This window comes from Tenacibaculum sp. DPLXC6, assembly GCF_056815515.1.
Genome location: NZ_CP141806.1, coordinates 1,038,255 through 1,064,560 on the forward strand (window position 1 = coordinate 1,038,255; position 26,306 = coordinate 1,064,560).

Annotated in this window: 22 protein-coding genes; 12 read left to right on the forward strand and 10 right to left on the reverse strand. The window is 31.3% G+C overall.

All coding sequences use genetic code 11. From position 1 onward, the window contains the following. Window positions 1–45: 45 nt before the first annotated feature. Window positions 46–1,056 carry a 3-oxoacyl-ACP synthase III family protein gene (locus VCM48_RS04590; RefSeq protein WP_099213744.1) on the reverse strand — a complete coding sequence of 337 codons (1,011 nt, stop codon included), beginning with the start codon at window positions 1,054–1,056 and terminating at the stop codon, window positions 46–48. A 164-nt stretch (window positions 1,057–1,220) separates the two neighbouring features. Between VCM48_RS04590 and htpG the strand changes: the two genes are divergently transcribed. The 3 genes from htpG (at window position 1,221) to VCM48_RS04605 (ending at window position 5,737) form a co-directional block, all read left to right on the forward strand. Then, window positions 1,221–3,131, forward strand: coding sequence for a molecular chaperone HtpG (htpG, locus tag VCM48_RS04595; RefSeq protein WP_482271795.1), 1,911 nt, complete (start codon window positions 1,221–1,223; stop codon window positions 3,129–3,131). Window positions 3,132–3,253: 122 nt separating this feature from the next. Beyond that, a complete protein-coding gene (locus tag VCM48_RS04600) occupies window positions 3,254–3,865 on the forward strand; it encodes an SGNH/GDSL hydrolase family protein (RefSeq protein WP_482271796.1) in 612 nt (203 codons plus the stop codon). Between the two features lie 57 nt (window positions 3,866–3,922). Further along, complete coding sequence (locus VCM48_RS04605) at window positions 3,923–5,737, forward strand: DUF885 domain-containing protein (RefSeq protein WP_482271797.1); 1,815 nt, start codon at window positions 3,923–3,925, stop codon at window positions 5,735–5,737. A gap of 58 nt (window positions 5,738–5,795) precedes the next feature. On the opposite strand, the gene VCM48_RS04610 is transcribed toward VCM48_RS04605, so the two are convergent. Together VCM48_RS04610 and VCM48_RS04615 are read right to left on the reverse strand one after the other, a co-directional pair. Then, on the reverse strand, window positions 5,796–6,206 hold the full coding sequence (locus tag VCM48_RS04610) for a hypothetical protein (protein ID WP_482271798.1): 411 nt from the start codon (window positions 6,204–6,206) through the stop codon (window positions 5,796–5,798). Next, window positions 6,193–6,771 carry an RNA polymerase sigma factor gene (locus VCM48_RS04615; protein WP_482272209.1) on the reverse strand — a complete coding sequence of 193 codons (579 nt, stop codon included), beginning with the start codon at window positions 6,769–6,771 and terminating at the stop codon, window positions 6,193–6,195. Before VCM48_RS04615 ends, VCM48_RS04610 begins: the two co-directional genes overlap by 14 nt. Window positions 6,772–6,914: 143 nt before the next feature. On the opposite strand from VCM48_RS04615, the gene VCM48_RS04620 reads away from it, so the two are divergent. From VCM48_RS04620 to VCM48_RS04645, 6 genes are all read left to right on the forward strand, one after another. Next, the gene (locus VCM48_RS04620; protein WP_415415016.1) at window positions 6,915–7,298 is read left to right on the forward strand and encodes a DUF6249 domain-containing protein; all 384 of its coding nucleotides are present in this window, start codon (window positions 6,915–6,917) and stop codon (window positions 7,296–7,298) included. Window positions 7,299–7,402: 104 nt separating this feature from the next. Then, the gene (locus VCM48_RS04625) at window positions 7,403–8,731 is read left to right on the forward strand and encodes a M28 family peptidase (RefSeq protein ID WP_482271799.1); all 1,329 of its coding nucleotides are present in this window, start codon (window positions 7,403–7,405) and stop codon (window positions 8,729–8,731) included. Between the two features lie 3 nt (window positions 8,732–8,734). Continuing rightward, window positions 8,735–9,301, forward strand: a complete 567-nt coding sequence (locus VCM48_RS04630) for a YdeI/OmpD-associated family protein (RefSeq protein ID WP_482271800.1) — start codon at window positions 8,735–8,737, stop codon at window positions 9,299–9,301. 141 nt (window positions 9,302–9,442) lie between these two features. After that, on the forward strand, window positions 9,443–11,983 hold the full coding sequence (locus VCM48_RS04635; RefSeq protein ID WP_482271801.1) for a zinc-dependent metalloprotease: 2,541 nt from the start codon (window positions 9,443–9,445) through the stop codon (window positions 11,981–11,983). 167 nt (window positions 11,984–12,150) lie between these two features. After that, window positions 12,151–12,678 carry an RNA polymerase sigma factor gene (locus VCM48_RS04640; protein ID WP_482271802.1) on the forward strand — a complete coding sequence of 176 codons (528 nt, stop codon included), beginning with the start codon at window positions 12,151–12,153 and terminating at the stop codon, window positions 12,676–12,678. Next, window positions 12,678–13,475 (forward strand): anti-sigma factor, encoded by a 798-nt coding sequence (locus tag VCM48_RS04645; protein WP_482271803.1) that lies wholly within the window; start codon window positions 12,678–12,680, stop codon window positions 13,473–13,475. The genes VCM48_RS04640 and VCM48_RS04645 overlap by 1 nt, the downstream gene beginning before the upstream one ends. 113 nt (window positions 13,476–13,588) lie before the next feature. Here VCM48_RS04645 and VCM48_RS04650 read toward each other — a convergent pair whose 3' ends face one another. From VCM48_RS04650 to VCM48_RS04665, 4 genes are all read right to left on the reverse strand, one after another. Then, window positions 13,589–15,817 (reverse strand): TonB-dependent receptor, encoded by a 2,229-nt coding sequence (locus tag VCM48_RS04650; RefSeq protein WP_482271804.1) that lies wholly within the window; start codon window positions 15,815–15,817, stop codon window positions 13,589–13,591. 15 nt (window positions 15,818–15,832) lie between these two features. Beyond that, on the reverse strand, window positions 15,833–17,128 hold the full coding sequence (locus VCM48_RS04655) for a tetratricopeptide repeat protein (RefSeq protein ID WP_482271805.1): 1,296 nt from the start codon (window positions 17,126–17,128) through the stop codon (window positions 15,833–15,835). Window positions 17,129–17,217: 89 nt separating this feature from the next. Continuing rightward, window positions 17,218–17,778 carry a DUF4331 family protein gene (locus tag VCM48_RS04660; protein ID WP_482271806.1) on the reverse strand — a complete coding sequence of 187 codons (561 nt, stop codon included), beginning with the start codon at window positions 17,776–17,778 and terminating at the stop codon, window positions 17,218–17,220. Between the two features lie 28 nt (window positions 17,779–17,806). Further along, the gene (locus tag VCM48_RS04665) at window positions 17,807–18,457 is read right to left on the reverse strand and encodes a DUF4331 family protein (RefSeq protein WP_482271807.1); all 651 of its coding nucleotides are present in this window, start codon (window positions 18,455–18,457) and stop codon (window positions 17,807–17,809) included. A gap of 192 nt (window positions 18,458–18,649) precedes the next feature. Between VCM48_RS04665 and VCM48_RS04670 the strand changes: the two genes are divergently transcribed. Together VCM48_RS04670 and VCM48_RS04675 are read left to right on the forward strand one after the other, a co-directional pair. Further along, entirely contained in the window at window positions 18,650–19,537 is an 888-nt protein-coding gene (locus VCM48_RS04670; RefSeq protein ID WP_482271808.1) for a TIGR01777 family oxidoreductase, read from the forward strand. Then, complete coding sequence (locus tag VCM48_RS04675; protein WP_482271809.1) at window positions 19,530–20,207, forward strand: GNAT family N-acetyltransferase; 678 nt, start codon at window positions 19,530–19,532, stop codon at window positions 20,205–20,207. The genes VCM48_RS04670 and VCM48_RS04675 overlap by 8 nt, the downstream gene beginning before the upstream one ends. A 30-nt stretch (window positions 20,208–20,237) precedes the next feature. Here the strand turns inward: VCM48_RS04675 and VCM48_RS04680 are convergent, their stop codons facing one another. The 3 genes from VCM48_RS04680 to VCM48_RS04690 form a co-directional block, all read right to left on the reverse strand. After that, on the reverse strand, window positions 20,238–21,059 hold the full coding sequence (locus VCM48_RS04680) for a hypothetical protein (RefSeq protein ID WP_482271810.1): 822 nt from the start codon (window positions 21,057–21,059) through the stop codon (window positions 20,238–20,240). Window positions 21,060–21,271: 212 nt separating this feature from the next. Beyond that, window positions 21,272–22,012 (reverse strand): DUF6263 family protein, encoded by a 741-nt coding sequence (locus tag VCM48_RS04685; protein ID WP_440121222.1) that lies wholly within the window; start codon window positions 22,010–22,012, stop codon window positions 21,272–21,274. Between the two features lie 99 nt (window positions 22,013–22,111). Continuing rightward, window positions 22,112–23,419, reverse strand: a complete 1,308-nt coding sequence (locus VCM48_RS04690; protein WP_482271811.1) for a dihydrolipoamide acetyltransferase family protein — start codon at window positions 23,417–23,419, stop codon at window positions 22,112–22,114. A 249-nt stretch (window positions 23,420–23,668) separates the two neighbouring features. Between VCM48_RS04690 and VCM48_RS04695 the strand changes: the two genes are divergently transcribed. Next, window positions 23,669–26,305 (forward strand): DEAD/DEAH box helicase family protein, encoded by a 2,637-nt coding sequence (locus tag VCM48_RS04695; RefSeq protein ID WP_482271812.1) that lies wholly within the window; start codon window positions 23,669–23,671, stop codon window positions 26,303–26,305. The last annotated feature ends 1 nt before the right edge of the window (window position 26,306 follow it).

Consider the following 26,306-nt stretch of genomic DNA (forward strand, 5'->3'; position numbering starts at 1 on the left):
TCCGAAGCATTAGCTTCGGACTTTTTTATTTTACACACAGTAAAACTACCAACGAATCACTACCGATCCCCAAGTAAATCCACTACCAAAAGCAGCCAACACTACTAAATCACCTTCATTTATTTTTCCTTTTTCCCAAGCTTCTGTCAATGCTATGATAACTGAAGCAGCAGTAGTATTACCATACTTCATAATATTATTATATACTTTATCATCAGACAACTGGAATTTCTTCTGAATAAATTGTGCTATACGTAAGTTTGCTTGATGAGGAATTAACATATCAATGTCTTCTTTTTGCAAACCGTTAGCTTCTAAACCTTCCATAATAGCTTCTGAAAAACGAACTACTGCATGTTTAAATACAAATTGTCCATTCATATATGGATAATATGAAGTATCATCAGGGTCGTTTTCTTCAATAATAGTATCAACCCATCTTCCTGTTGAAGGTCCAATTAAGGCCAACTCTTTAGCATGCTTTCCTTCTGAATGTAAATGAGAAGATAAAATCCCTTTACCCTCTTCTTCGCTACGAGATAAAACTGCTGCACCTGCACCATCACCAAAAATTACAGTTACTCCCCTACCTCTAGTAGATTTTTCTAAACCTCCAGAATGGTTTTCAGATCCAATTACTAAGATATTCTTATACATTCCAGTTTTAATAAACTGATCAGCAACAGACATTGCATAAATAAACCCAGAACATTGATTACGTACATCTAATGCTCCAATAGTAGGCATATCTAACAAATCTTGAATTTGTACTCCTCCTCCAGGGAAATATAATTCAGGACTCAACGTAGCAAAAACAATAAAATCTATATCATCTTTTGTTAAACCAGCTCGCTCTATAGCTATTTTAGCTGCTTTAGCCCCCATAACTGATGTAGAATCATCAGATGTTTTTGGATCAATCCAACGACGCTCTTTAATACCAGTTCTTTCTTGAATCCATTCATCACTCGTCTCCATGAACTGAGTCAAGTCATCGTTAGTCACTACGTTCTCAGGAACATAATAACCTAATCCTGTAATTTTTGAGTTATACATATTTTTTTATGTTGATTATTCTGTTGTTAACAAATTAAAAGCCTGTAAAAGTATGAATTTTATATAATTCGTACAAAAAGTGTCATCTTGTCACTATTTTTTATTTGGTATTTTTTTTGACTGTTCATTCAACAGAAAATAATATCAATTAAAAATATATACTTATGAGTAAAGGAAACATTAATGTATCGGTAGAAAATATATTTCCACTGATTAAAAAATTCTTGTATTCTGATCACGAAATCTTCTTACGTGAGTTAATTTCTAACGGAACAGATGCTACTACTAAATTAAAACACCTTATTTCAATTGGTGAAGCAAAAACTGAATTAGGTGATGCTAAAATTGAAATTAGTATTGATAAAGAAGCAAAAACCTTAACTATAAAAGACCAAGGTATTGGTATGACAATGGATGAGGTTGAAAAATATATTAATCAAATTGCCTTTTCTGGAGCTGAAGAATTCTTAGAAAAGTATAAAGATGATAAAAACGAGACGGGCGTTATTGGTCATTTCGGGTTAGGTTTCTACTCTGCATTTATGGTTGCTGATAAAGTAGAAATCTTTACCAAATCGTTCAAAGATGAACCTGCTGCTCATTGGACATGTGATGGTTCTCCTGAATATACGTTAGTAGAACACGACAAAACTGATAGAGGTACTGAAATCGTATTACACATTGCCGATGATTCTACTGAGTTTTTAGAAGAAGGTAAAATCCGTGGTTTATTAACTAAGTACAATCGTTTTAACCAAGTGCCTATTAAATTTGGAACAAAAAAAATAAACGATCCAGACTTTACTCCTAAAACTACAAAAGATGAAGACGGTAAAGAAGTAACAGAACCTCACAAGCAAATTGAAGTTGATGACATCATTAACAATACAGAACCTGCATGGACTAAAAAACCAGCAGATTTAGAAGATGAGGACTATAAAAACTTCTACCGTGAGTTGTATCCAATGCAATTTGAAGAGTCTTTATTCCATATTCATTTAAATGTAGATTATCCATTCAACTTAACAGGAATTTTATACTTCCCTAAGTTGACACAGAATTTGGATATGCAAAAAGACAAGATTCAATTATACCAAAACCAAGTATTTGTAACGGATAATGTAGAAGGAATTGTTCCTGATTTCTTACAAATGTTAAAAGGTGTAATTGACTCACCGGATATTCCTTTAAATGTTTCTCGTTCTTATTTACAAGCTGACGGAGCCGTTAAGAAAATCTCTGGGTATATTACTAAAAAAGTAGCGGATAAGCTTTCTTCTTTATTCAAAAACAACCGTGAAGACTTTGAACAAAAATGGAACGATATCAAGGTTATTATTGAATACGGAATGTTATCAGAAGAAAAATTCTTCAGCAAAGCAAAGAAGTTTGCCTTATATCCAACTGTTGATGGTAAATTCTTTACGTTTGATGAATTAGTTGAAAAAACTAAAGATACTCAAACCGATAAAGACGGAAATCACGTTGTTTTATATGCTGCACACAAAGATGCTCAACACAGTTATATTGAAGAAGCTAAAGCTAAAGGGTATGAAGTATTATTATTAGATTCTCCTATTGTTCCGCATTTAATGCAGAAGTTAGAAACTGAATCTGGTGATGCCAAAGTACAGTTTAAACGTGTAGACGCTGACCATGTTGATAATTTAATTAAGAAAGACGACACTATAATTTCTAAACTTTCTGACGAAGAAAAAGAGAAATTAAAACCAGTTATCGAAGGCGCTGTAAACAACTCTAGCTATACAGTACAATTAGAAGCTATGGATTCTAGTGCTTCTCCTTTCTTAATTACCGTACCAGAATTTATGCGTCGTATGAAAGAAATGAGTGCTACTGGTGGTGGAATGATGGGAATGGGTAACATGCCAGAAATGTACAACTTGGTAGTTAACACCAACCACGAGTTAGTATCAGAAATTTTAAATGCTGGTGAAGACAAGCAAAAACAATTAGTTTCGCAAGCTTTTGATTTAGCTAAATTATCTCAAAACCTATTACATGGTGAAGAGTTAACCAACTTTATCAAACGTTCTTACGAATTAATTAAATAATGACGAATCGTCATAGATAAATTTAAAAAACCTCTTTGTGAAAACAGAGAGGTTTTTCTTTTTCGTTTATCTACAAAATTATTAGCTTCGTTTCACTTAGAAAATAACATCAATTTAAAACTATGAAACATATTATTTGTTTTGGAGACAGTATTACCAGAGGTGAAAACGATAATGAAAAAGGTGGTTGGGCAGATCGTTTGAAAGCTTACTGTATGAAACTTTTTCTAAAAAATAGAAAAGATGAAGTTTGTGTTTTTAACATGGGAATTGGCGGAGAAACAACAGAAGGTCTGATTAAACGATTTGCAAACGAATTCAACACAAGACTTTTGAAAGACGGAAACAATATTGTTACTTTAGCTTATGGTGCCAATGATATAGCTTCTTTAAATGGTAAAAACGCTGTTTCAATAGAAAAGTTTCGTGATAATCTCAACTTGTGTATTGACCATGCCTTAAAACACAATGCTACGGTATATTTAATCAATATACTTCCAGTCATAGAAAACGATTACAATACTAAAAAAAGGTCTCCAAAAGACATTTTTAGATACAACGATATATTGTTATCAATAGCACAAAAACAAAACATTAATCTTGTTGATGTACATAGCAAATTTGACTTTGATAAAGAGGAACTACTTACCTACGATGGTGTTCATCCTAATGCAAAAGGACATGAAAAAATATTTAACATAGTTAAAGAGGTTATTTTACCTAATCACGATTAACAATCTAATTCTCTCTTTTTCTTTTTGGTATATTTGTTCACATTCAAAAATATAACCATGAAGAAAATCCTCTTAACTATAGTAGCCACAGCTACTTTCCTAGTTTCTTGTAAGCAAGAAAAAAAGGAAACAGTAAGCACTCCTACTCCAGAAAATACTGAATTCAATCAGTTATTAAAAGATTACAACGAAGGGAAACTACAATTAAACCCTGTAAATGCAACTTTTGCAGGTGATAATCGTTTTAACGACCAATTTCCTAATACGTTGTCTGATAAATATCAAGCAAAAAGTAATGAGTTTTTCAAAAATTATAAAGAAAAACTTAACAACTTTAAAGACGCTGACTTAACCGAAAGTCAACAAATGAGCAAAGCTGTTCTTGATTGGGATTGTGATATGGCATTGGCGCAAGCTAGCTATAAAAATGATTTACTAATGCCAATCAACCAAATGTGGACAATTAACCTTACCATGGGACAATTAGCAAGTGGTAGTAGCGCACAACCTTTTAAAACAGTTGAAGATTACGACAATTGGTTAAGCAGATTAGACAAATACAATACTTGGTTACAATCGGCTAAAGAACGTATGCAGCAAGGAATGAATGAAGGGTATGTGTTACCTAAATCATTGATTAAAAAAGTAATTCCACAGTTTGAAAGCTTAACAATTGTAAAAACTTCTCCTGAAGGAATTACAGATTTTTCAGAGCATTTATTTTATTCTCCAATAAACACTTTACCAGCTGATTTTTCTGATACTGATAAAACACGTTTAACTGAAGCTTATACCAACATATTGAATGATAAATTAATTCCATCATTCAAAACAATGCATGAATTTTTAAAGAACGATTATTTAGAAGCTGGTAGAGAAAGTAGTGGTATTTCTGATATTCCTAATGGAACAGCATACTACCAACACGCTATTAAAAACTACACTACTACCAACATGACCGCTGATGAAATTCATGAGTTAGGACTAAAAGAAGTTGCTCGAATTTTATCAGAAATGGAAAAGGTAAAAGCACAAGTTGGTTTTGAAGGAAGTTTAAAAGAATTCTTTGATTTTGTTCGTAACAACAAGGAGTTAATGCCATATACTGAGCCACAACAAATCATTGATAATTTTAATGCGATTCACGAAAAAATGAAGCCTCAATTAGAAAAGTTATTTGGTAACAAACCAAAAACTCCTTTTGTGGTAAAACAAACTGAAAAGTTTAGAGAAGCTTCTGCAAGTGCTGAATACAATCCTGGTTCATTAGACGGAACTCGCCCAGGTGTTTTCTATACACCAATTCCTGATGCAACTAAATACAATGTATTTTCTGATGAAGCATTGTTTTTACACGAAGCTATTCCCGGTCATCACTATCAAATTTCATTAACACAAGAAAATGAAGAGTTACCAGACTTTAGAAAAACCTTATGGTACAGTGCCTACGGTGAAGGTTGGGCATTATATACTGAGAATTTAGGTAAAGAATTGGGTTTATATACTGACCCTTATCAATACTTCGGAATGTTAGGTATGGAAATGCACCGAGCTATTCGTTTGGTAGTTGATACAGGAATCCATGCTAAAGGTTGGAGTCGTGAAAAAGCAATTCAATATTCATTAGATAACGAAGCTGAAGGTGAAGCTAGTATTATCTCTGAAATTGAGCGTTATATGGCGAATCCTGGACAAGCGTTATCTTATAAAATAGGACAATTGAAAATCCGTGAATTACGTGCAAAAGCCAAAAAGGAATTAGGCGATAAATTCGACATTAAAGAATTCCATAATCAGGTTTTAGAGACAGGATGTATTCCTTTAGCACTTTTAGAAAATAAAATTGACAAGTGGATTGCTTCTCAAAAATAATCTCATCACTTTATTAAAAGTAAAAATCCGCTTTGAAAATTCAAAGCGGATTTTTTTATCAATTAAATTTTCTAGTAAAATGGTTTTTCAAATAATAGATTTGTACAAATACCATTACGGTAAAAAAGAAGCAAGCACTTAGCATTAAATTTGATACTGTAATATTTTCAAATAAATTAGGGAATTGAACATGAGATAAGTAATCCATTTTTATCTCGGGTATTTGAAGCCAACTTGATGAAGCTCCTTTCGATACAAACAAAATACTAACAGCTAATATACCTGCTAATACAAACCATACCTTTTTAGATATTAATGGTGTTGCTTTATAAATAGAAGATTGCTCTTCTTTTAAAATCGCATCCATAATATTTGCTGTAAAATCAATAGATGGTGTCTCTGTTTCTATTTCGTTGATATACTTTTTTGTAAAAGCACCCAACTCTTTAATATCTTTATTTTCTCCCATAATGATTAATCAATTCAGGTTCTACTTTTTTCTCTACTATACTCAGTAAACTCTTTCTAGCTCTATGTAATTTTACTTTAACATTCGCTTCAGAAAAATCGGTTACTTCTACTATTTCCTTCAAACTTAATTCTTCAAAATAAAACATCCATAAAATTGTACGTTCTTCTTCTGGCAAACTTAACAAACACTTATTAATTACTTGTGCTCGTTCTTTTCGTTCAATACCTTCTAAAATACTATCAGCAGATTTAATTCTATTAATTGTAATCTCGTCAATTATATCGGTATTATACCTTTCTTTATTCTTCTTTAAGCTATCTAAGCAAGTTCTATATGTTATTTTATACAACCAAGTAGAAAACTTTGACTCTCCTTTAAACTTGCTCAAATTCTTATAAGCTTTTATAAAAGTATCTTGTGATATTTCTTCAGCCTCTTCTCTTCTCTTTACCATTTTTAACGCCAACGAAAACACCATTACTTTATACTTTTCAACTAAAAAAGCATAAGCATTAGCATCTCCCTTAAGGGTTTTATCTATATAAGTTTGATCGTTAATAATAGTCGTTTTATACTATGACTGTACTTAGTTAAAAAAGGTTACAACTATTCATTAAAAAAATTAAAAATATTTTGTAACCTTTTTTTAAATGTAGCTGTCATACTTGTAAACACATTAAAAATAATCATTTTAAACTCAAAAATATGGAAGTAGCAATTGTATTTATGTTCTTATTCGCAGTAATCTTCGGGATCTTTTACTTGTTTTATTCAACAAGAAATAAGGAACGTTTAGCTTTAATTGAAAAAGGTGTAGATGCCAAAATTTTTATGCAGGGAGAAAAAAAGCGTTCAACTTTAACAGGTAGAGTAATTATCTTAAATTTAGCTTTACTGGCTATGGGAATTGGCGTTGGTGTTTTATTAGGTGCTATTTTGAGCTCTTTCTTTGGTTATAATGGTCCGTGGGAAACACGTCCAGCAGATGCCATTGATTCTGAAGTTTTCTTTATTGCATCTATCTTTTTATGCGCCGGAGGAGCCTTATTAATTGGATTTAATCAAACTAAAAAATTAGACAACGAATAACGTTTGTTTAAATAATAAATTATTTTACTAAATATGTTAAAAGAGAATAATGCTAATTTTATTCTCTTTTTTGTTTTGTAATTTAGTAAGCTAAATTCCTTAACATGAGAAAATTCACAGTACTATTCTTACTAATTTCTACAACAATATCAGCGCAAACCGACACTAAAATATACGATATTATTAATGCTGTTTCAGCAGATAGAATCAAAGCTGATATTACTACTCTAACAAATTTCGGAACACGCCATACACTAAGTGATACAATTTCAAATACTCGTGGAATTGGAGCGGCACGTCGTTGGATTAAATCTGAATTTGATAAAATATCTTCTGATTGCAACAACTGTTTAGAGGTATTTTACCAAAAAGACTTTGTAAAAAAAGGAACCAATAGTAGAATCACTAAAGATGTTTGGGTCGTTAATGTTGTTGCTATTCAAAAAGGAACAAAATATCCTAACAATTACATTGTAATGAGTGGTGATATTGACTCAAGAATTTCTGACCCTAATAATTTTACCGATGATGCACCTGGAGCCAATGATAATGCTTCCGGAATGGCTGGAACAATTGAAGCTGCTCGTGTTTTAAGTAACTATAACTTTGAAAACAGTATTATTTATGTTGGATTGTCTGGTGAAGAACAAGGTCTATTTGGCGGAAAAGGATTAGCTACATATGCTAAAGAAAAAAACTGGAACATTGTTGGTGTAATGAATAATGACATGATAGGAAATATTAAAGGTGTTGACGGCGTAATTGATAATCGTACGTTTAGAATCTTTTCTGAGCCTGTTCCTCCAACAGAAACAGAACGCCAACGAAAAGCACGTCGTTTTTATGGTGGTGAGGTCGATGGTATTTCACGACAGCTTGCACGTTATATATACAAAACTACCAAAACGTATATGCCAGAAATGAATCCGAAAATGATTTATCGCTTAGATAGATTTGGTCGTGGTGGACATCATAGACCTTTTAACGATGCTGGTTTTGCTGGTATTAGAATCATGGAAGCTCATGAGAATTACACACAACAACACCAAGATATTAGAACAGAAAACGGAATTGAATATGGTGATAGACTTAAATTTGTAAACTTCGATTACGCTAAAAAATTAACCGCTGTGAACGCTATTAACTTAGCGAGTATTGCTGCTGCACCACCTTCTCCTAAAAATGTAGGAATTGGTGGTATTGTTGAAGCTTCTGCCAAACTTCAATGGGATAAAGTTGATGGTACTAAAGGATATAAAATCTACTGGAGAGACACTACTTCTCCTACTTGGGATAACTTTAAATATGTGGAAAATACTACTGTGTTTACTTTAGACGGAATTGTTTTAGATAATTACTTCTTCGGAGTAAGTGCTGTTGGTAAAAATGGACATGAAAGTATAGTTTCATTTCCTTCAAAAATTATACGTTAATTAATGAATAATAAACCTCATCTATATTTTAAAACTCATATTGAATGGCGAGCTTGGTTATTAGACAACCATAATGAAAGTGATGGTGTTCATCTAATTTTATACAAAGTTGATGTTGACATACCTAGCATGCGATGGGAAGAAGCCGTAAAAGTAGCTTTATGCTTTGGTTGGATTGATAGCACTGTAAAAAGTTTAGGAGATGGAAAAAGGAGGCAATATTTCTGCCCTAGAAAACCTAAAAGTCTTTGGAGTGCACTCAATAAAAAATATATTGAAGAACTAACTGCTTCCGAATTAATGCATCCATCCGGAATTGCTTCTGTTAAAATTGCTAAAAAAAATGGTTCTTGGAATGCTTTAGATGCTGTAGAAAACTTAATAGTTCCAGAAGACCTACAAATTAAATTTGATAAAAACCCTACTGCTTTTAATAACTATCAAAACTTTGCACCATCTTACCGTAAGAGTTACTTGTACTGGATACATCAGGCTAAAAGAGAAGCTACAAGAACAAAACGGATTAATGAAATTATTCGTTTGTGTGAGGCCAATATAAAGTCTAAATAAACTGTTAAATTTTATAATATAATTAACAATAATAAACAATAATAAAAGTAATTTGGGAACCTTATTTATCAACTCAAACAATTTATTATGTTTACAAAACAATTAAAATTAGTTTGTTTACTTTTTTTAACAATTTCAATAATGGGCATTCAAGACATAAATGCTCAAAAAAAGAAAAAGAGAAAGAACAAAGCTAAAACAGAAGTTTCTTCCAAACCTAAAAAAAAGAAACCTAAGAAAACAATTAAGAGCTTAACTAAAAGCAGTAAAAAATTAGACGGTTTATTTACCATCTTCCAAGATACTGTTACTGGAGATGTTAAGTTATTATTGAAAAAAGATCAACTAGACAAAGATTTTATCTATTTCTCGCAAATAGCTGATGGTGTTCTAGAAGCTGGTGCATTTAGAGGATCTTATAGAGGCTCTAGTGTTTTCAATATAAAAAAGCACTTTAATAATATTGAATTTGTAGCTCCAAATACTTCTTTTTATTTCGATGAAAATAACGCTATTTCTAAATCAGCAAAAGCAAATATTAGTGATGCTATAATAGCAAGTACTAAAATTTTAGCCTCAGATGAAAAAAAAGGAGAATATTTAATAGATGCTAATCCTTTATTTATTTCTGAAGCTTTTACTAGAATTAAAGCTCCAAACTTTCCTAAAAGCTCACCTTTTGCTTTCAAGCTAGGTAGGTTTGACAAGAAAAAGTCAAAAATAAATACCATAAAAAACTATCCTGAAAATACTAATATTAAAACTGAGTATGTATATAACAATCCTTCAGTTTTAAACCAAGGATCTAATGCTATTAAAGATGGTAGATATGTTTCTATAAAGGTTTTCCATACGTTTATGAATCTTCCTGAAAACAACTATCAAACTAGGATGGATGACCCGAGAGTAGGTTATTTCTTAACCAATACTAACGACATGACCTCTACAAGTACAGTAAATTATAGAGATTTTATACATCGTTGGAAACTTGTAAAGAAAAATCCTGAGTTAGCCATTTCAGAACCTGTAAAACCAATTACTTGGTGGATTGAAAACTCAACACCTAAAGAGTTTATTGAAACTATAAAAGAAGGTGTTTTAGCCTGGAACGAGGCTTTTGAAAAAGCTGGGTTTAAAAATGCAATGGTTGTAAAAGTTCAACCAGATGATGCTACATGGGATGCTGGTGATGTTCGCTACAACGTATTACGATGGACTTCTTCTCCTAATCCTCCTTTTGGTGGTTACGGACCAAGTTTTGTTAACCCTAAAACAGGAGAGATCTTAGGAGCAGATATCATGCTTGAATATGTTCACTTTACCAATCGTGTGATATATAATAAAATATTTGGAGATGTATCGAAAGCTTCTTCTGAAGAAGAGACTCGTGCTATTTTAAACAATGAAAATAACCATATGTATTGTTCAGCTGGTCATTTGATGCATGAAAACACAATGTTTGGTAAAACAGTATTAGCAGCGACAGGTGCATCTGATTTAGAAATGGAAGGCATGAAAAGAGAAGCTATGAAATCATTAATCATGCACGAAGTTGGTCATACATTAGGTTTAAACCACAATATGAAAGCTAGTCAGTTATTTTCACCTGAACAATTAGCTGATGCTGATTTTATAAAAGGAAAATGTTTAACTGGTTCTGTAATGGATTATGCTGCTATTAACCTAACTCTTGATAGAAGTAAACAAGGTCAATATTACGATACTGCTGTAGGACCTTATGATATTTGGGCTATTCAATTTGGTTATACTCCTTTTAAAAATAGAGCTGAAATGGATGCTTTATTAGCACAATCAACAAAACCAGAATTAATTTTTGGTAACGATGCTGATGATATGCGTTCTCCTGGTAAAGCAATTGACCCTCGTGTTATGACAGGTGACTTATCAAACGATCAAATAAAGTATTCTGTTGACAGAATTAAGTTAGCTAACAATATGATGAAAAACATTAAACAACGTTTTTCAAAAGATGGAGAAACCTATGAAGAACTTAGAAATGCTTATTATATCTTAAATGGTCAAGCTGCTAGAGCTGGTGATATAATTTCTAGATTTATAGGTGGTGTTTATGTAGACAGAGCTGTATCTGGTCAAGAAGGAGCTACAAAACCCTACACTCCAGTTAGTTTAGCTGATCAAAAAAGAGCTATGGAAGCTTTAAAAACTTATGTTTTTGCTCCTAATGCTTTTAAAGCACCTAAAGATTTGTATAATTATCTAGCCAGACAAAGACGTGGCTATAACTTTTTCTCAGGTCCAGAAGATCCAAAAATCCACGCGCAAGTTTTAAGTTACCAAAAAAGGGTCTTAAACCATATTTTACATAGAAATACTTTACAAAGAATTTCTGATTCTGAATTATATGGAAACCAATATAAACTGTCTACTTTTATGACAGATCTTAATAACGCAATTTTTAGAGCTGATGTAAATACCAATATAAATTCTTTCCGTCAGAACTTACAAACTGAGTACACTAAGATGTTATTAAAAATGGTTAATGGTAAAAGTAAATATACAAATGCCTCTAAAGCTATGGCTTTATATAACTTGAACAGGATTAAATCATGGGTAAGTAATGGTGTTGGAAATATTGCCACTAAAGCTCATAAAAATCAATTAAAACTGTTAATTAATAATAATCTTAAAGACGTAAAGTAATAAATAGTATTAATAATTTAACACAACCCCATCATTTTGTAATGATGGGGTTTCTTTTTCATTATAAGTCTATAACTTTTAATTCTAAAGCTATAAACCTAATAGAAAAGATATATCATTAGATTCTAAATGATTTTTAGTATTTTGTACTCCAATCAATTAACTATATGCAACTAGAATCCCTCGTTAAAAATTTTAAAAACAAAGATGTAAAGGCTTTTGAAAGCCTCTACGAAATGTATAAACAAAGTGTTATTGGAGTAGTTTACAATATTGTTAGAGACCAAACAATAGCCGAAGAAATAACACAAGATGTTTTTATAAAAGCTTGGAATAATGCAAGCACATATTCTGAAAAAAAAGGACGTTTTTTCACATGGATTATCAATATTGCTAGAAATGCTGCTATTGATAAAACAAGATCTAAAAATTTTAAGAACAGTTCTAAAAACCTTGATGCCGAAATTTTCGTAGATATATTAGAGAACCACGACAGTTTAGACTCTAAAACTGATGCAATTGGTATAAAAAACTTTGTAAACAAGTTAAAAGATACTTGTATTAAGGTTATAGAGCTTCTTTACTTTAAAGGCTTTACACAAAAAGAAGTTTCTGAAAGTTTAAAAATGCCTCTTGGCACTGTAAAAACTAGAAGCCGAAATTGTATTAACGAATTAAGACTTATGCTAAAATAATGGCTACAAATAAACACATAGAATCTGGAATATTAGAACTATACATAGCTGGCGCTCTTTCTGATAAAGAAAACGAGCAAGTATATAGTTTGATGATGGAACATCCTGAGATTTTAGAAGAAGTAAAAGAGATTGAAAAGTCTATTTCTATTCTTACTTCTCACGTTGCTCCTAAAGATGCTAAAAATTCTTTTAAAGACGTTTTAATAAAAATGTTACAAGAAAAAGAAGATTCAGCAAAGACAATTCCTTTACGAACATCAAAAAATAATTGGGTAACTTATACTGGATGGGCTGCAGCCTTAGTTGTTGGTAGTTCCTTAATTTTATCTTTAAATAAAAGTGCTAATTTACAAGGTCAAATAGACACTATTAATGAGGCTAAAGAGCAATATGAAATTCAGTTAGACAAAACAAATACCGATTTAGCCGAAAACAAAAAACTTTTAGCAGTAATAAGAAGTAAAGAGATAGTTACTGTTCCACTGCAGGGACAAAAAGTATATCCAGAAGCTTATGCAAAAGTATACTGGAACAAAAACTCTAAAAATATTTACTTAGATGTTCAAGGTTTACCTGACCCACCAGAAGGAAAGGTATACCAAGTATGGTCTTTAAAACTTGATCCATTATCTCCAACTAGTTTAGGAACTATAGATAACTTTACTGCTAGTGATAGTAAAATATTTACTATTAACAATCCTAATGATTCACAAGCTTTCGGTATTACTTTAGAACCTGCAGGTGGAAGCGAAACACCTACTTTAGAACAATTATATACTCTAGGTGCAGTATAAATAATAATTACTTATAAATTAATATAGCCGCTTAAAGCGGCTATATTTTTGTTGCCATTAATCCTTCTAAAAAAAATGACAACTTATCAAGTCCCCCCGGACTATCATTATCTTTAAAAAGAATATCGTATTGTGGCTTTTGCAGAAAACGGAGTTCCTGGTGTAAAATGAATTTCTTCTACAGAATTTGGTTCATTTTGCAACCTTGATTCTGTAGCAAACTGTGTTTCATTCCAAGCTACATCAAAAATATTTTCTAACGCTACACCTAGTGTTATATTGTTTATTTTATAACTAATATTTGCATCGGTAACAAAATAACCTTCTGCTATTATTGAATTATCTTCATTTGCTGCTCTGTCACCTATATATCTGTAATTTACCCCTCCTGAAAAGTTCTTATAATTATTTACAGATAATCCTCCTGTTATAGTCACTTTAGGAGCTAACGGAATATTATTTTCTCCAGACGGATCGTCAACACTTTCCGCTTTTGTAAAAGTAGCGTCACTATCAAAGTATAACCAATCTGTTAATTGATATCTAAGACCTAAATCGATACCATAACGTTGTGCTTCTCCTGAAGGCTCTACAATACCAGCATCTCCAACATATACTAATTCATCTTCTGAAAGTAAATACCATAATGCTGTATTTATAGCTACTTTTGAAGTAGGCTTCCAAACAGTTCCTAAGTCAACACCATAAGCTCTTGGTAATGTTTTCCTATTAGGTTGTGTAGCCACTACCCTAGTATCGTTTGAATGAAAACCTATTCCTGATTTTAAAAACCATTGAATTTTAGCATTTGGAGTATAGGTTACATTTATTTTAGGATTTACTACTACTTGTGATTTAGAAAATGTTTTGTACTCATCTAATAAGTAATCATTGTAGTTAAATTTTAAATAATCTAAACGTAACGCCGGTGCTACCATAAACTTTCCAAACTCAAATTCACTATTTGCAAAAGCATAGTAATTCGTTTGATTTACCTTTCCTAATTGAATTTGATCTAGTACTTCTTTTCTTTGAAGTGTATGAGATAATTCTAAGTTATCTACAATATCAGCACGTAAACCTGTTCCAATAGTTAACTCTACAGGTGTATTTGATAATTGTGTTTTCTTTTTAAACTGTGTGTTAAACCCAAAAACATCTCTATTTTCAGTTTGCTTTATTTGATCTCCATTTACAGGATCTTCTAAAAAGAAAGTAAAGTTTGAAAATAAATTGAAATTATAATTTGAATAGAAAACGTTTGAAGTTACACTAACATCATTTTTTAAAACTTTTGAGTGTTCTAAGTTTATGTTCGTTCGTGAAGTTGTTCCTCCTTCAGTATCATCAATTGAACCAAAACGAGTAATATTTCCATTATCTACTTCTCTTTGTGGTATTTGTCCTGAAGCATCCCACTTGCTCGTAAAATGCGAAGCTGATACTGATAAACTACTATTATCTTTTAAAAAGGTTCTATACTTCGTAAAAATATTAATTCGACTAAAATTTTGTGGAGATTCTACAAAACCATCTGTTTCTAAATACTCGATAGCAACATAAGCATTATCTGTACTGTTTTTATCTAACAAATTAAACATACCTAATGTTCTAAAAGTATTGAATTGACCAATACCTACTTCTACTCTACTGTTTTCTAAATATGTTTTTGTTTTAAAATCTACATACCCAGCTGTATTAAAGTCTCCCTTACTAGCATAATAAGGGCCTTTTCCGAAGTTAATTTTTTCAATGGTTTCAGGAATTATAAAGTGTAAATCACTATATCCTTGCCCATGAGCATGAGAAACCATATTTACTGGTGTTCCGTCTACCGACAGCGCTATATCAGTACCGTGATCAATATCAAAACCTCTTAAAAATATTTGTTCAGCTTTTCCTCCTCCAGCATGTTGACCTATAAAAAGCCCTGGTACTCGTTGTAATATTTGTTGAGATGAGTTTACTGGTTTTTTGTCTAAATCAACTCTAACAATTGTTTGTAATGGATCTCTTTTATTAGACAATACCATTTCATCTAACAAAAAACTTTTCATTTCTAAAATAATTGTTTTTGGAGAGTTTAGATCGTCACTACCTAATTCTAAGTTGATTTTTTTATATCCTAGAATTCCGAATTCAATAATATCTCCTACTTTTGAATTATCTAAGACAAATTCTCCATTAACTTTCGTATGTGTGTGGCTATTACTTGTAGTATTATATACATACACATTCTCTAAAGGCTTTTTATTGGTATTAAATACCTTTCCTTTAAATTGTTGTGAAAATACATGGCAACTACCTAGCAATAATGCTAAAAATAAAATCTTTGTTTTCAAAATACAGGGGTTTAATTATATACTTAAAATTTTTTCTGTCATCAACGGACCTAATTCAAAAGAGCTTTCTAACAACTCATCTTTTAAAGCCATAGCTTTATCATTAATTCCATTTGCTTTGTAAATTTCAGCTATATGATACTGTATTTCGGGCTCGAAAGTTTTATCTACTACATGTGTGTTAATTACTTCTAAAGCTTTTTTAAACTCTTTATTTTTGTAATAATACCAAGCTAGTAAATCGTAAGACTGTGGTGTAGGCCTACTCTCAATTTCTTTTTCGATGTATGATAATGCACTAGATGTGTCATTAAATTCTTCTAAATATAATTTAGCTAGATGCTGATTATACATTACACCATATGAGCTATTTTTTACAGCCGATAAATATACCTTTATATTACTTTCTTTCATTGTTAAATTATTCTTAAACTCGGCTATCTCTGCTTTTAACAAATAGTAATCTGGAGAAGAATGTTCGTTACTTATAATATCTAAAATTCGTAATGCTTCATCTGCATTTTTATCATGAGAATATACAATCCAAGCAATACCTTTTTTTGCATACGCATTACTATTATCTAGTTCTAATGCTTTCATGTATAAATTATAAGAATCCTTTATTTGACCATTATGTCCATAAAAATCAGCTAAATTGGTATAACTCCATGCTTTTAAATCTTTATTATTAGCTTCTTCTGCTTTTTTCATGGCCTTTTCCATAAATCGAATTGCTGAAGACAAATCTCCTTTATAATCATGCCATTTAGATACTCTTATTAGGTAATCAAAGTCAGCATAGTTTTCAATTTCAGCTAAGTACTCCGAAGCTTTATCAGGTTCTCCTAACTCTAAATAAACATCAAACAACATTTTTTGAGTAGCATTTAGGTTTTCTCCATTCACCTCAGCTTTTTTTAGTAATTCTAACGATTCTTTAAATCGATGTTGAGAGATATAGTTTCTTGCTAATGATCGTAAATGTGAAGCTTTGTTATAATTTGTTTTTTGATTGATTTTTAACAGCTTTTTTTCCGCTTCTATCAAATAAGAAATATTTCCTTTTTCTGAGAAAAGTAATGTATTAGCCTTTGCTATTTTACTTAAATATGGATACTGTGTTGGCTGATTGTTTAATTTTTTCTGCCAAAAATCTAGTTCTTTTTGAGCTAACGATTCTGAAGTAACTACTGTTTTTTGTAAGTACTTATTATACTCTTCTTGGCTAGCTACTTTTGTTGTTTTTGAAGTTGTACAACTCAATATACTACTACTTAGAATAGCACATATAATTATTTTAATAGTTTTCATTTTAGAAGGATTTTTAGTTAATAGTTTATTTAAAAATTGGTTGCTAAAAAGCAACCAATTTTAACCCCAGGAGGTTTAGTCTTCCCGTTCTACCAAGGACTCGCCAAATATGGGAAAGAACTTGAAAATTCTTTATCATTTGCATCTACGTTATCATTTGACAATGTTGGGTTCTCAGAAAAATCTTCTCCTCCAAAAATCAATAATAGTTCAACGGTAATCACATCATCTGCTAATGCTCTACCTGTTAACACATTGGTTCCATCGTAAAAAGTTGTTGTACCGTCTAATGAAACGGTTAATACATCAGTAGCTAAAACACTCGCAAAAGTTGCAGCGTCTAAACCTAATGCATTCGTATCACCATCATTTGCATATGCAGGGCTTAACGCTTTTAAATTCGTTTCAAACATTGCTGCAAAATTTGCTCCTTGCTCAGACGGTATTGTTACATTAAACGCATCTTTCATATCGCTATTTACAAAAACAGTATTCACTGCTGGTCTACCCATTTGGTCTTTTTGCATGTAACTTCCCGAGAAGTCAATAGAAGTCATTGGTGGTATGTTATTATCATCATCACTACAACTTGCTAAGGCAAAAATTGATAGGATTGAAATTGCTAAGATTTTTATATTGTTAAGTTTCATGTCTTTGGATTTTAAAGTTGATTGTTTTTTACTGCTTCGTTTTAGTTTCTACCCAAGTATTAATAGTACCTGAGCCTCCAATCATAGATTTTGGCACCTCTACTACTACTGATAATACATTAGTACCTGCAAAAGTATCTGCTCCTGGATCGTTAAAACCACCTGCATTTCCTGCTATGATTTCACCGTATTGAGCAAAATCCATAAAGAAAGGATCATCTCTAGGTCCTGCAAAAAATTGCATTCCTCCTTTACTACCAACTATGGCACTAGATCCATAAGGAGTTATAGAAACACCATACTCTGATCCATCTTGTGGTAACGTACTAGTTAAACCAGTAGTTGATGGACTATATGGACCAAAAAAGTACATTTTTCCATCTCTTGGAATTGCTTGAATTACTAAATCTTCAACTTTGTCATCATTGTTATCGATATTAAATTCAATCAATACATTTTCATCAAAACTTGCTGATGCTGTTGCTGAAGGACTTAATAATCCTTGAATATTTGCTACAAAAACAAGATTACTTGTATTTTCTCCTTGGAAAGCATAAAAGTCTGTAATATCACTTGAGCCTCCTGTTACGTCTGGAGCATCAATGTGATCGGCTGCTAATAAGACTAAACCTATTAATGCTAAAGCACCGGCTCCAATAATTAATTTCATTTTTTTCATGGTTGTAAATTTTAAAGTTAATTACTCATTCAACCATACTTACGAGAAAATAGCAATGACGGTTTTTATTTTTTTAACTTTTTTTTATAAAAACATGAAACCCTCCTATTTTAAAGGGATTACAGGTGATTTTTTTATACTCTTCTTTTATCTATTCATTTCTTTAAAAATGAATGTTTATTTTTGAGTACTATGGCTACAATATTAATTACAGGCGGAACAGGGTTAATTGGAAAAGAGTTAACCAAAAAATTAACTAGTAAAGGGCATGTGGTAAACACTCTTACCCGAACACCTAAAAAGAATAATGAGTTTCGCTGGAATGTAAAAGAAAGTTTTATTGATAAGGATGCTTTTAACAATGTTAGCCATATTATTCACTTAGCTGGAGCAGGTATAGCAGATAAACGATGGACTAATGAAAGAAAGAAAGAATTGATAAATAGCCGTGTAAAAACAGCTAATTTACTGTTCAATAAAGTACAAGAATACCAAGTACCTCTTGAAAAATTTATTTCTGCTTCTGGTATAGGATATTATGGAGCTGTTACTTCTGACAAAATATTTACAGAAAAAGATAGACCTGAAAATGATTTTATCTCTAAAATTTGTGTGAAATGGGAGAATGCTGCTCTTCAATTTGAACAAATAGATATTCCTGTAACCATTTTACGAACTGGTGTCGTTCTTTCAAAAAATGGAGGGGCTTTACAAAAAATGAATACTCCTTTATTTTTATCTGCCTTAGGAAACGGTAAACAATATATGCCTTGGATTCATATTGATGATTTATGTGAACTCTATTCAAAAGCAATAGAAGACAAAGACTTTAATGGTATTTTTAACGCTGTTGCTCCTGAACATCAAACCAACGAAAGTTTTACAAAATTACTTGGAAAAAGCATTAATAAACCAGTACTTCCAATGAACGCTCCTTCGTTTATTTTAAAAACTGCTTTAGGAGAAATGGCTTATATCTTATTAAAAGGAAGTAGAGTTTCTTCTAAAAAAACAAATAGTAATTATACTTTTATTTTTCCAACCTTAAAAACTGCTTTAACTAATATTTATAATGAATAATAAGCTTGAAAATCCTGTTTGGCATTCGTTGTGTGAAACACATGAAAAATTTGCTATTAATTATGATGGTGTGAAATTTTATAACCCTACAGTTTGTCCTTTCGGTGCTTTTACTGATGCTTCAAAAACTACAGATGCGCTGAATGAATATTCTAAACTTACTGATCAATTCTTTTTAGTTTCTGAAAATAAAACTCCTACTTACGATAAAGACAAAATTCTTCTGTACAAAAAGATTGATGGCTGTCAAATGGTTTTAGAGAACATAACAGATGTTGACATTACTGAAGAAATTATACCATTAACTGAAAAACATATTGATGAAATTTATAACCTAGTATGGTTAGTAATGCCTGGTTATTACAGAAAAAGAACATTTGATATGGGAAAGTATTTTGGAATTTTTAAGAATAATAAACTTGTTGCTGTAACTGGACAACGTATGCAAACTGACAATTTTATTGAACTTAGTGCTGTAGTTACTCACCCTGAACATACCAGAAAAGGATTAGCTAAACAACTTTCTCAACATGTTACTAAAGAAATTTTAAAAGATGGAAAACATCCTATTTTGCATACCAACAAAGGAAACCCTGCAATACAGCTTTATGAAAAGTTGGGGTATAAACTAACAAGAGATATGAATTGGTGGTTTTTTCATAAAAAATAAGAGCTCAGAAATTTCTGAGCTCTTTTCTTTTTATTTGGTTAGTTCTGGTACTGATGTATAAATATAATCACCATGTTTACCTGTAAAATACTTACTCATTTTCTTTCCAAACTCTTTTCTTTTTGCCTCGTCAGACCAATGTTCTCTATAAAGCTCATTACTTCTTTTTCCCATTTTATCTAAATCACCCATTGACTCTATTACATAAGCCCTGGTATACTCTGTTCTGTCAGACCCCCAAGCGTGTCCGTGTTGATAAAATCCTTTTATAAATTCATTTTTTTTAATTACATTATCTAAGTATTGTTTAGATAATTCATCAAATTCTTTCATTGAGCCATCTTCTGGAAATGCAAAATGTCCTTTTACCACTAACCAAATCATTTCTTTGTTTGAAGGTTCTAACATCTTTGCTCCTCCAATTGGTGCATAAATTTCATCTGAATGATGGTGTGTGTAATAAGCATCCTTTTTCTTAAAATATGCAGCTCTTTCATCTTTGTCTGGCCAAGCCTCTTTTGCTAACTCACCACTTCTTTTGTAAGCTTTATCTATATTATCCCAAGAAGAATACGTGGTTACAAAAATTATCTCTGTATTATCTGGTGTAAAGCGATGTAAAAACACAAACGACCTTAAGATAAACTCATTCTTTTTTACAACTTTATCTAAAAACTCTTTTTCTACAGCAATCCATTCTCCTTTATCAAAATTTTCATAGTTTAAGTTCCAGTGCCCCGTTGTGACAGTTATATACTCAGGACGTTGATTCTCTTCTTGCGAAAAGATGGTTGATGGAATAACCATAAGTAATAGAAATCCCATTAATAGCTTAAGTTTAACTGTTTTCATAATAGTTAAGTTTTAGTTATGATTGAAAAATGTAATTATGGGTTTGCTTAAGAAATATATTATAAACTAGCCCCTTTTTGAGAAGTATAATGAGAGTTTTACAAAATTAACAAATTATAACAAACTATGAATAAGTGTTTTAACTGTATTTACCATAAAAAAAGCTCAGAATAAATTCTGAGCTTTCAAGTAAGTATATGATTAATATGTTTTTAACCTTTAGTAAACTTAGCTGTCATATTAGTTGTTGCATCTTGCCCTTGAATCTTCATTGTCATATTTATGTTTGACTCTAAAGGCATACCAGAACCTCTATCTATATCCATCGCTCCTGTAATATCTCCATCAGCTGCTCCCGTAACTTTTCCTGAAATATCTATTAAAACATTTTTAGAAGATATTGATTTTACTTTGTAGGTAAAACTGAAGTTCATTGCTCCGTCATTCTTAGTTTTTGTCCAAGTATCTCCTACAGCAACTGCCTCTTTAGGGTAAATTACACTACTAGATTGTTTTGTAATATCTTTTGCCCCTTGAATATTACTAGGCTCAACCTTTGTTTCTAAGATATTTCCTAGGTTATCACCTTTAGTCATAATTGTAGCTGATAACATAGGCTGCATTTTAGACTTCATCATTTTTCCTGTCTCATCTAATTCTTCATCCTTTTTAGATGAATCATATGATATGTTCACTGCTCCTTGCTTCATATCCATTACCATTTTGGTAATTTTAGAACTACTTTCATATGTATCGCCTGAAACACCTGTTATATTATATTTCATTTGAATATGCATATTATTTGTCATTATTCCAGTACCTATAACTTGAGCCATTTTCATATCCATAGTGTACTTTTGTCCTTTCTCATAGTTTAAACGAAGTAACACTTTTTCTTGTGCAGTACTCACCATTGTTACACCTAACAAAAGTGCTATTAAAATTTTTTTCATCCTTTTTTGATTTCTATTAGTAGTTAAAGTAGCTAATATAGTTAAAAATAAAAAAGGCTTAGGTGAATACCTAAGCCTTTTAAAATATTATATCGCTTTTTAAAAATCTTGATTTACATCCCAAGATTCTAAAATTTCTTTTAATGTTTTAATAAACATACCTCCTAAAGCTCCATTTACCACTCTATGATCATAAGAATGTGATACAATCATTTTGTGGCGTATTCCTATAAAATCTCCTTCTGGAGTTTCAATAACAGCTGGTTTTTTAACAATCGCTCCTAAAGCTAAAATTGCAACTTGAGGTTGGTTAATTATTGGTGTACCAGTGATACTTCCAAAACTACCAACATTCGTTACTGTATAAGTTCCTCCTTGAATTTCGTCTGGTTTTAACTTATTAGCACGAGCTCTACCTGCTAAATCATTTACTTGTTTAGTCATACCAACTAAATTTAACATATCAGCATTTTTGATTACTGGTACAATTAAATTTCCGTCAGGTAAAGCTGCTGCCATTCCTAAGTTTACATTTCCTCTTTTAATGATTTTATCACCATCAACAGAAATGTTTATCATTGGGTGCTTCTTAATTGTAGAAGCTACAGCTTGCATAAATATTGGTGTAAATGTTAACTTCTCTCCTTCTCTTTGTTGGAAAGCATTTTTAACCTTATTTCTCCAATTAACAATATTTGTTACATCAATTTCAATAAATGACTGTACGTGAGCTGATGTTTGAATAGAATCGACCATGTGTTTAGAGATTAATTTCCCCATACGACTCATTTCTATAATTTCATCTTGACCACTTAATGAAACTGGAGTTGGTGCTGGTGCTGATTGAGGTGTCGATTTTTTCTCTGTTGAAGCTGTCGCTGCAACTGTTGGTTGACTTCCTCTATTATCTAAATATGATAAAATATCATTTTTAGTAACTCTTCCTTCTTTACCAGTTCCTTTTATAGTTTCTAACTCTTCAACTGATATTCCTTCTGTTTGTGCAATACTTTTTACTAATGGTGAGTAAAAACGATCACTTGATGAAGTATCAATCGTAGTAGCTACTGTCTCTTTAGCTACTTCAACTGTTTTTTCTACTGCTGCAACAGTTTCTGGTTTAACCTCTTCTTCCTTAGGTGCATCTACTGTAGCTCCCTCTTCTCCTTCTGTTTCTATAATTGCAATAGTTTCACCTACTTGCACAACAGCATCTTTTTCAAATAAGATTTCAACTAAGGTTCCTTCTACTTCACTAGGTACTTCACTATCTACTTTATCTGTAGCTACTTCAACAACGGTATCATCTATATCAATAGTTTCTCCAACTTCTTTTACCCAAGAAGTTATTGTTGCTTCTGCAACGCTTTCGCCCATTTTAGGCAACTTCAATTCGTATCTAGCCATAGTGTATAATTTTAAACGCTTGCGAAGTTACTAAAAAGCAACGATTTTTTCATGATTTTATCCGTTAAATATTTTTGTTTTCTTCTTTACTGATTAAATTATCCTCAATTCAACTATAAAAAAAAACAAATAGATTATTGTTATCTCTATAAAAAACAAATATCATTACGAATAATTTAATATCTAATTAAACTTTTGTTTGTTCGCTCAAAATTCTATTTTTGAACTCTTTAACCTAATTAAAAATTGTTGAACGAAGCTATTACCAAACTTAACTTCTTATTTGACTGGAGACCTTATCAAACAAAAGTGCTTCAAAATTTTTCAGTTCATATACAGGATGATCATTTTCATATAGTTGCTCCACCTGGTTCTGGGAAAACAATTTTAGGAATAGAAATTATTAAAAGAATAGGTAAAAAAACATTGATCCTAGCTCCCACTTTAACCATTAGAAACCAGTGGGAAGATCGTTTACAAAACTTTTTTACTACTGATTGTAATTTTTCTCAGGTTTCATTTGATATTAAACAACCTTCTGATATTACTTTTTCTACATATCAGGCTTTACACAGTTTTTATAAATCTTTTGATACTAAGGAAGCATATTATAATTTCTTTAAAAAACATCAAATAGAAGTTTTGCTATTAGATGAAGCCCATCACTTAAAAAACGCTTGGTGGAAATGTTTGTTTGATTTAAAAGAGCAGCACATGCAAACGGTAGTGGCTTTAACCGCCACTCCACCTTACGATAGTGATAATGCTGAAATTCAAAAGTATTTTAAGCTGTGTGGAGAAATTGATGATGAAATTGTAGTTCCTGATTTAGTGAAAGAACAAAATCTTTGTCCACATCAAGATTTAGTTTTTCTTTCCAAACCTGAAGATCAAGAAATTAATTTTATTACTGATTTTAGGCTGAAAATTTCTCAATTTGTTACTGACATTTTAAAAGATGAAGAGTTTATTTCTTTTCTAAAACAGCATAGGTTTTATGCAAAAACTGAAGAAAACTTAGAAGAACTCTACAAGTATTCTGATTTCTTTTCTTCTATGTTAATCTTCTTACACGAAGCAGGAGAAAGGATTCCTTTTGAAAAACTGCGTGTATTAGGTTTTGATAAAGATGAAGAGATTGATTTTCCTTCAATTACAAATGAATGGATTCAAATTTTGTTTCAACACTTATTGGTAACTGATCGTGAAAACCTTATTGAAAATGAAGTTTATTTAGATTTTTTAGAAAAAAGACTTCGAAAATTGGCCGTTTTCAGTAAAAACAAAGTCAATTTAGTAGGAAATGAACTTTTGTATAAATCACTCAGTAATAGTCCTAGTAAATTAAAAAGTATTACCACGATTGTTCAACAAGAACAACAAAATTTACAACACGAATTACGTTGTGTTATTTTATCAGATTATATTAGAAAAGAATACCTAAACTGTTCTTTACCTGAAATAAAAGAAATTAAAAAACTAGGAGTTATTCCTATTTTTCATCATGTTAGAACAACTACTAAAAACAAAAATAATTTAGCTGTTCTTACAGGTAGTTTAGTAATTATTCACAGTAGTAATATTGCTAAACTTGGTTTGATTGATGCTATTGACAACTACAATTACACTCCTTTAAAATCAGATACTGAGTTTGTAATTCTTACAACTAAAAGTTCATCTAAACATAGTATTGTTGAAGTCATCACTCAACTTTTTGAACTCGGACATATCAAAGTTTTAGTAGGTACAAAATCGTTATTAGGTGAAGGTTGGGACGCCCCATCCATCAATAGCTTAATTTTGGCTTCTGTTGTAGGCTCATTCGTTACTTCAAATCAAATGCGTGGTCGTGCAATTCGAGTAGATAGTAAAAACCCAGATAAAGTTGGTTTAATTTGGCATTTGGCTTGTATTGATACTTCGGATGAGTTTGGAGGACGAGATTTTGAAATTCTTACTCGTCGTTTTAATGCTTTCTTAGGTATTTCCAATGGTAAAAAAGCTGTTATAACTAGCGGAATTGAACGTTTACAGCTTCCTACTAATTTTATTGATGAAGATATTCAACAACAAAATAAAAAGACTTTAGAGCTTTCTAAAAACAGAAATTTAATTTCTCAACGATGGACAAATGCCATTAGCAATGGAAAAGGAATTATTAAAGAACTTACCTTTTTTAATGAAAAGAATAAACAATATCCTAAACAGAAAAAGTTGTATTATCAAGATATTGTAAAATACACGATTGGTGAAATTATTATTGGTTTATCCTTTTTTCTTCCTGAATTTATCATCAAAAACTTTAATGTTTTATTACAAAAGGGAATTATTTACTTCCTATTTGCTTTGTCTTCTGCCTTAGGACTAACTTTTGGTTATAAAATTTATAAGTCTGTTCAATTGTATGTATACTTCGGATTGATTCATAAAAAAATAGATAAAATCGCATTGGCTATTTTGGAATCTCTTTATGAGCTAAACCTTTTTACAACACCATTAAACGATATACAAGTTCAAACTCAATTATTAGCTAAAGGAAATGTTTCTTGTACCATTCATGGAGCAAACAGGTATGAAAGTACACTATTCTTAAAGGCTTTGGATGAGTTGTTACAACCTATCGATAACCCCAAATATTTACTGATAAAAACGAGTTGGTTCCGCAGAAAATTAAAGTTAAATAATTTCTTTCCTGTTCCAGAAATTTTTGGTGTTCGCAAAAAAGAATGTCTGGTTTTTCAATCTAATTGGAACAAACATCTTGGTAAATCTAAGTTAGTATACACACGAACTTTGGATGGAAGAAAGCTGTTATTAAAGGCACGTCTTTTCCATATTCATAATGTGAATAGTGAACTTACTAAGAAAAATGTTGTTTGGAAATAAG

Coding starts and splice junctions, on each gene's coding strand:
- VCM48_RS04590 (WP_099213744.1), bottom strand. CDS start 1,056: ATGTATAACTCAAAAATTACAGGATTAGGTTATTATGTTCCTGAGAAC.
- htpG (WP_482271795.1), top strand. CDS start 1,221: ATGAGTAAAGGAAACATTAATGTATCGGTAGAAAATATATTTCCACTG.
- VCM48_RS04600 (WP_482271796.1), top strand. CDS start 3,254: ATGAAACATATTATTTGTTTTGGAGACAGTATTACCAGAGGTGAAAAC.
- VCM48_RS04605 (WP_482271797.1), top strand. CDS start 3,923: ATGAAGAAAATCCTCTTAACTATAGTAGCCACAGCTACTTTCCTAGTT.
- VCM48_RS04610 (WP_482271798.1), bottom strand. CDS start 6,206: ATGGGAGAAAATAAAGATATTAAAGAGTTGGGTGCTTTTACAAAAAAG.
- VCM48_RS04620 (WP_415415016.1), top strand. CDS start 6,915: ATGGAAGTAGCAATTGTATTTATGTTCTTATTCGCAGTAATCTTCGGG.
- VCM48_RS04625 (WP_482271799.1), top strand. CDS start 7,403: ATGAGAAAATTCACAGTACTATTCTTACTAATTTCTACAACAATATCA.
- VCM48_RS04630 (WP_482271800.1), top strand. CDS start 8,735: ATGAATAATAAACCTCATCTATATTTTAAAACTCATATTGAATGGCGA.
- VCM48_RS04635 (WP_482271801.1), top strand. CDS start 9,443: ATGGGCATTCAAGACATAAATGCTCAAAAAAAGAAAAAGAGAAAGAAC.
- VCM48_RS04640 (WP_482271802.1), top strand. CDS start 12,151: ATGCAACTAGAATCCCTCGTTAAAAATTTTAAAAACAAAGATGTAAAG.
- VCM48_RS04645 (WP_482271803.1), top strand. CDS start 12,678: ATGGCTACAAATAAACACATAGAATCTGGAATATTAGAACTATACATA.
- VCM48_RS04655 (WP_482271805.1), bottom strand. CDS start 17,128: ATGAAAACTATTAAAATAATTATATGTGCTATTCTAAGTAGTAGTATA.
- VCM48_RS04660 (WP_482271806.1), bottom strand. CDS start 17,778: ATGAAACTTAACAATATAAAAATCTTAGCAATTTCAATCCTATCAATT.
- VCM48_RS04665 (WP_482271807.1), bottom strand. CDS start 18,457: ATGAAAAAAATGAAATTAATTATTGGAGCCGGTGCTTTAGCATTAATA.
- VCM48_RS04670 (WP_482271808.1), top strand. CDS start 18,650: ATGGCTACAATATTAATTACAGGCGGAACAGGGTTAATTGGAAAAGAG.
- VCM48_RS04675 (WP_482271809.1), top strand. CDS start 19,530: ATGAATAATAAGCTTGAAAATCCTGTTTGGCATTCGTTGTGTGAAACA.
- VCM48_RS04680 (WP_482271810.1), bottom strand. CDS start 21,059: ATGAAAACAGTTAAACTTAAGCTATTAATGGGATTTCTATTACTTATG.
- VCM48_RS04685 (WP_440121222.1), bottom strand. CDS start 22,012: ATGAAAAAAATTTTAATAGCACTTTTGTTAGGTGTAACAATGGTGAGT.
- VCM48_RS04690 (WP_482271811.1), bottom strand. CDS start 23,419: ATGGCTAGATACGAATTGAAGTTGCCTAAAATGGGCGAAAGCGTTGCA.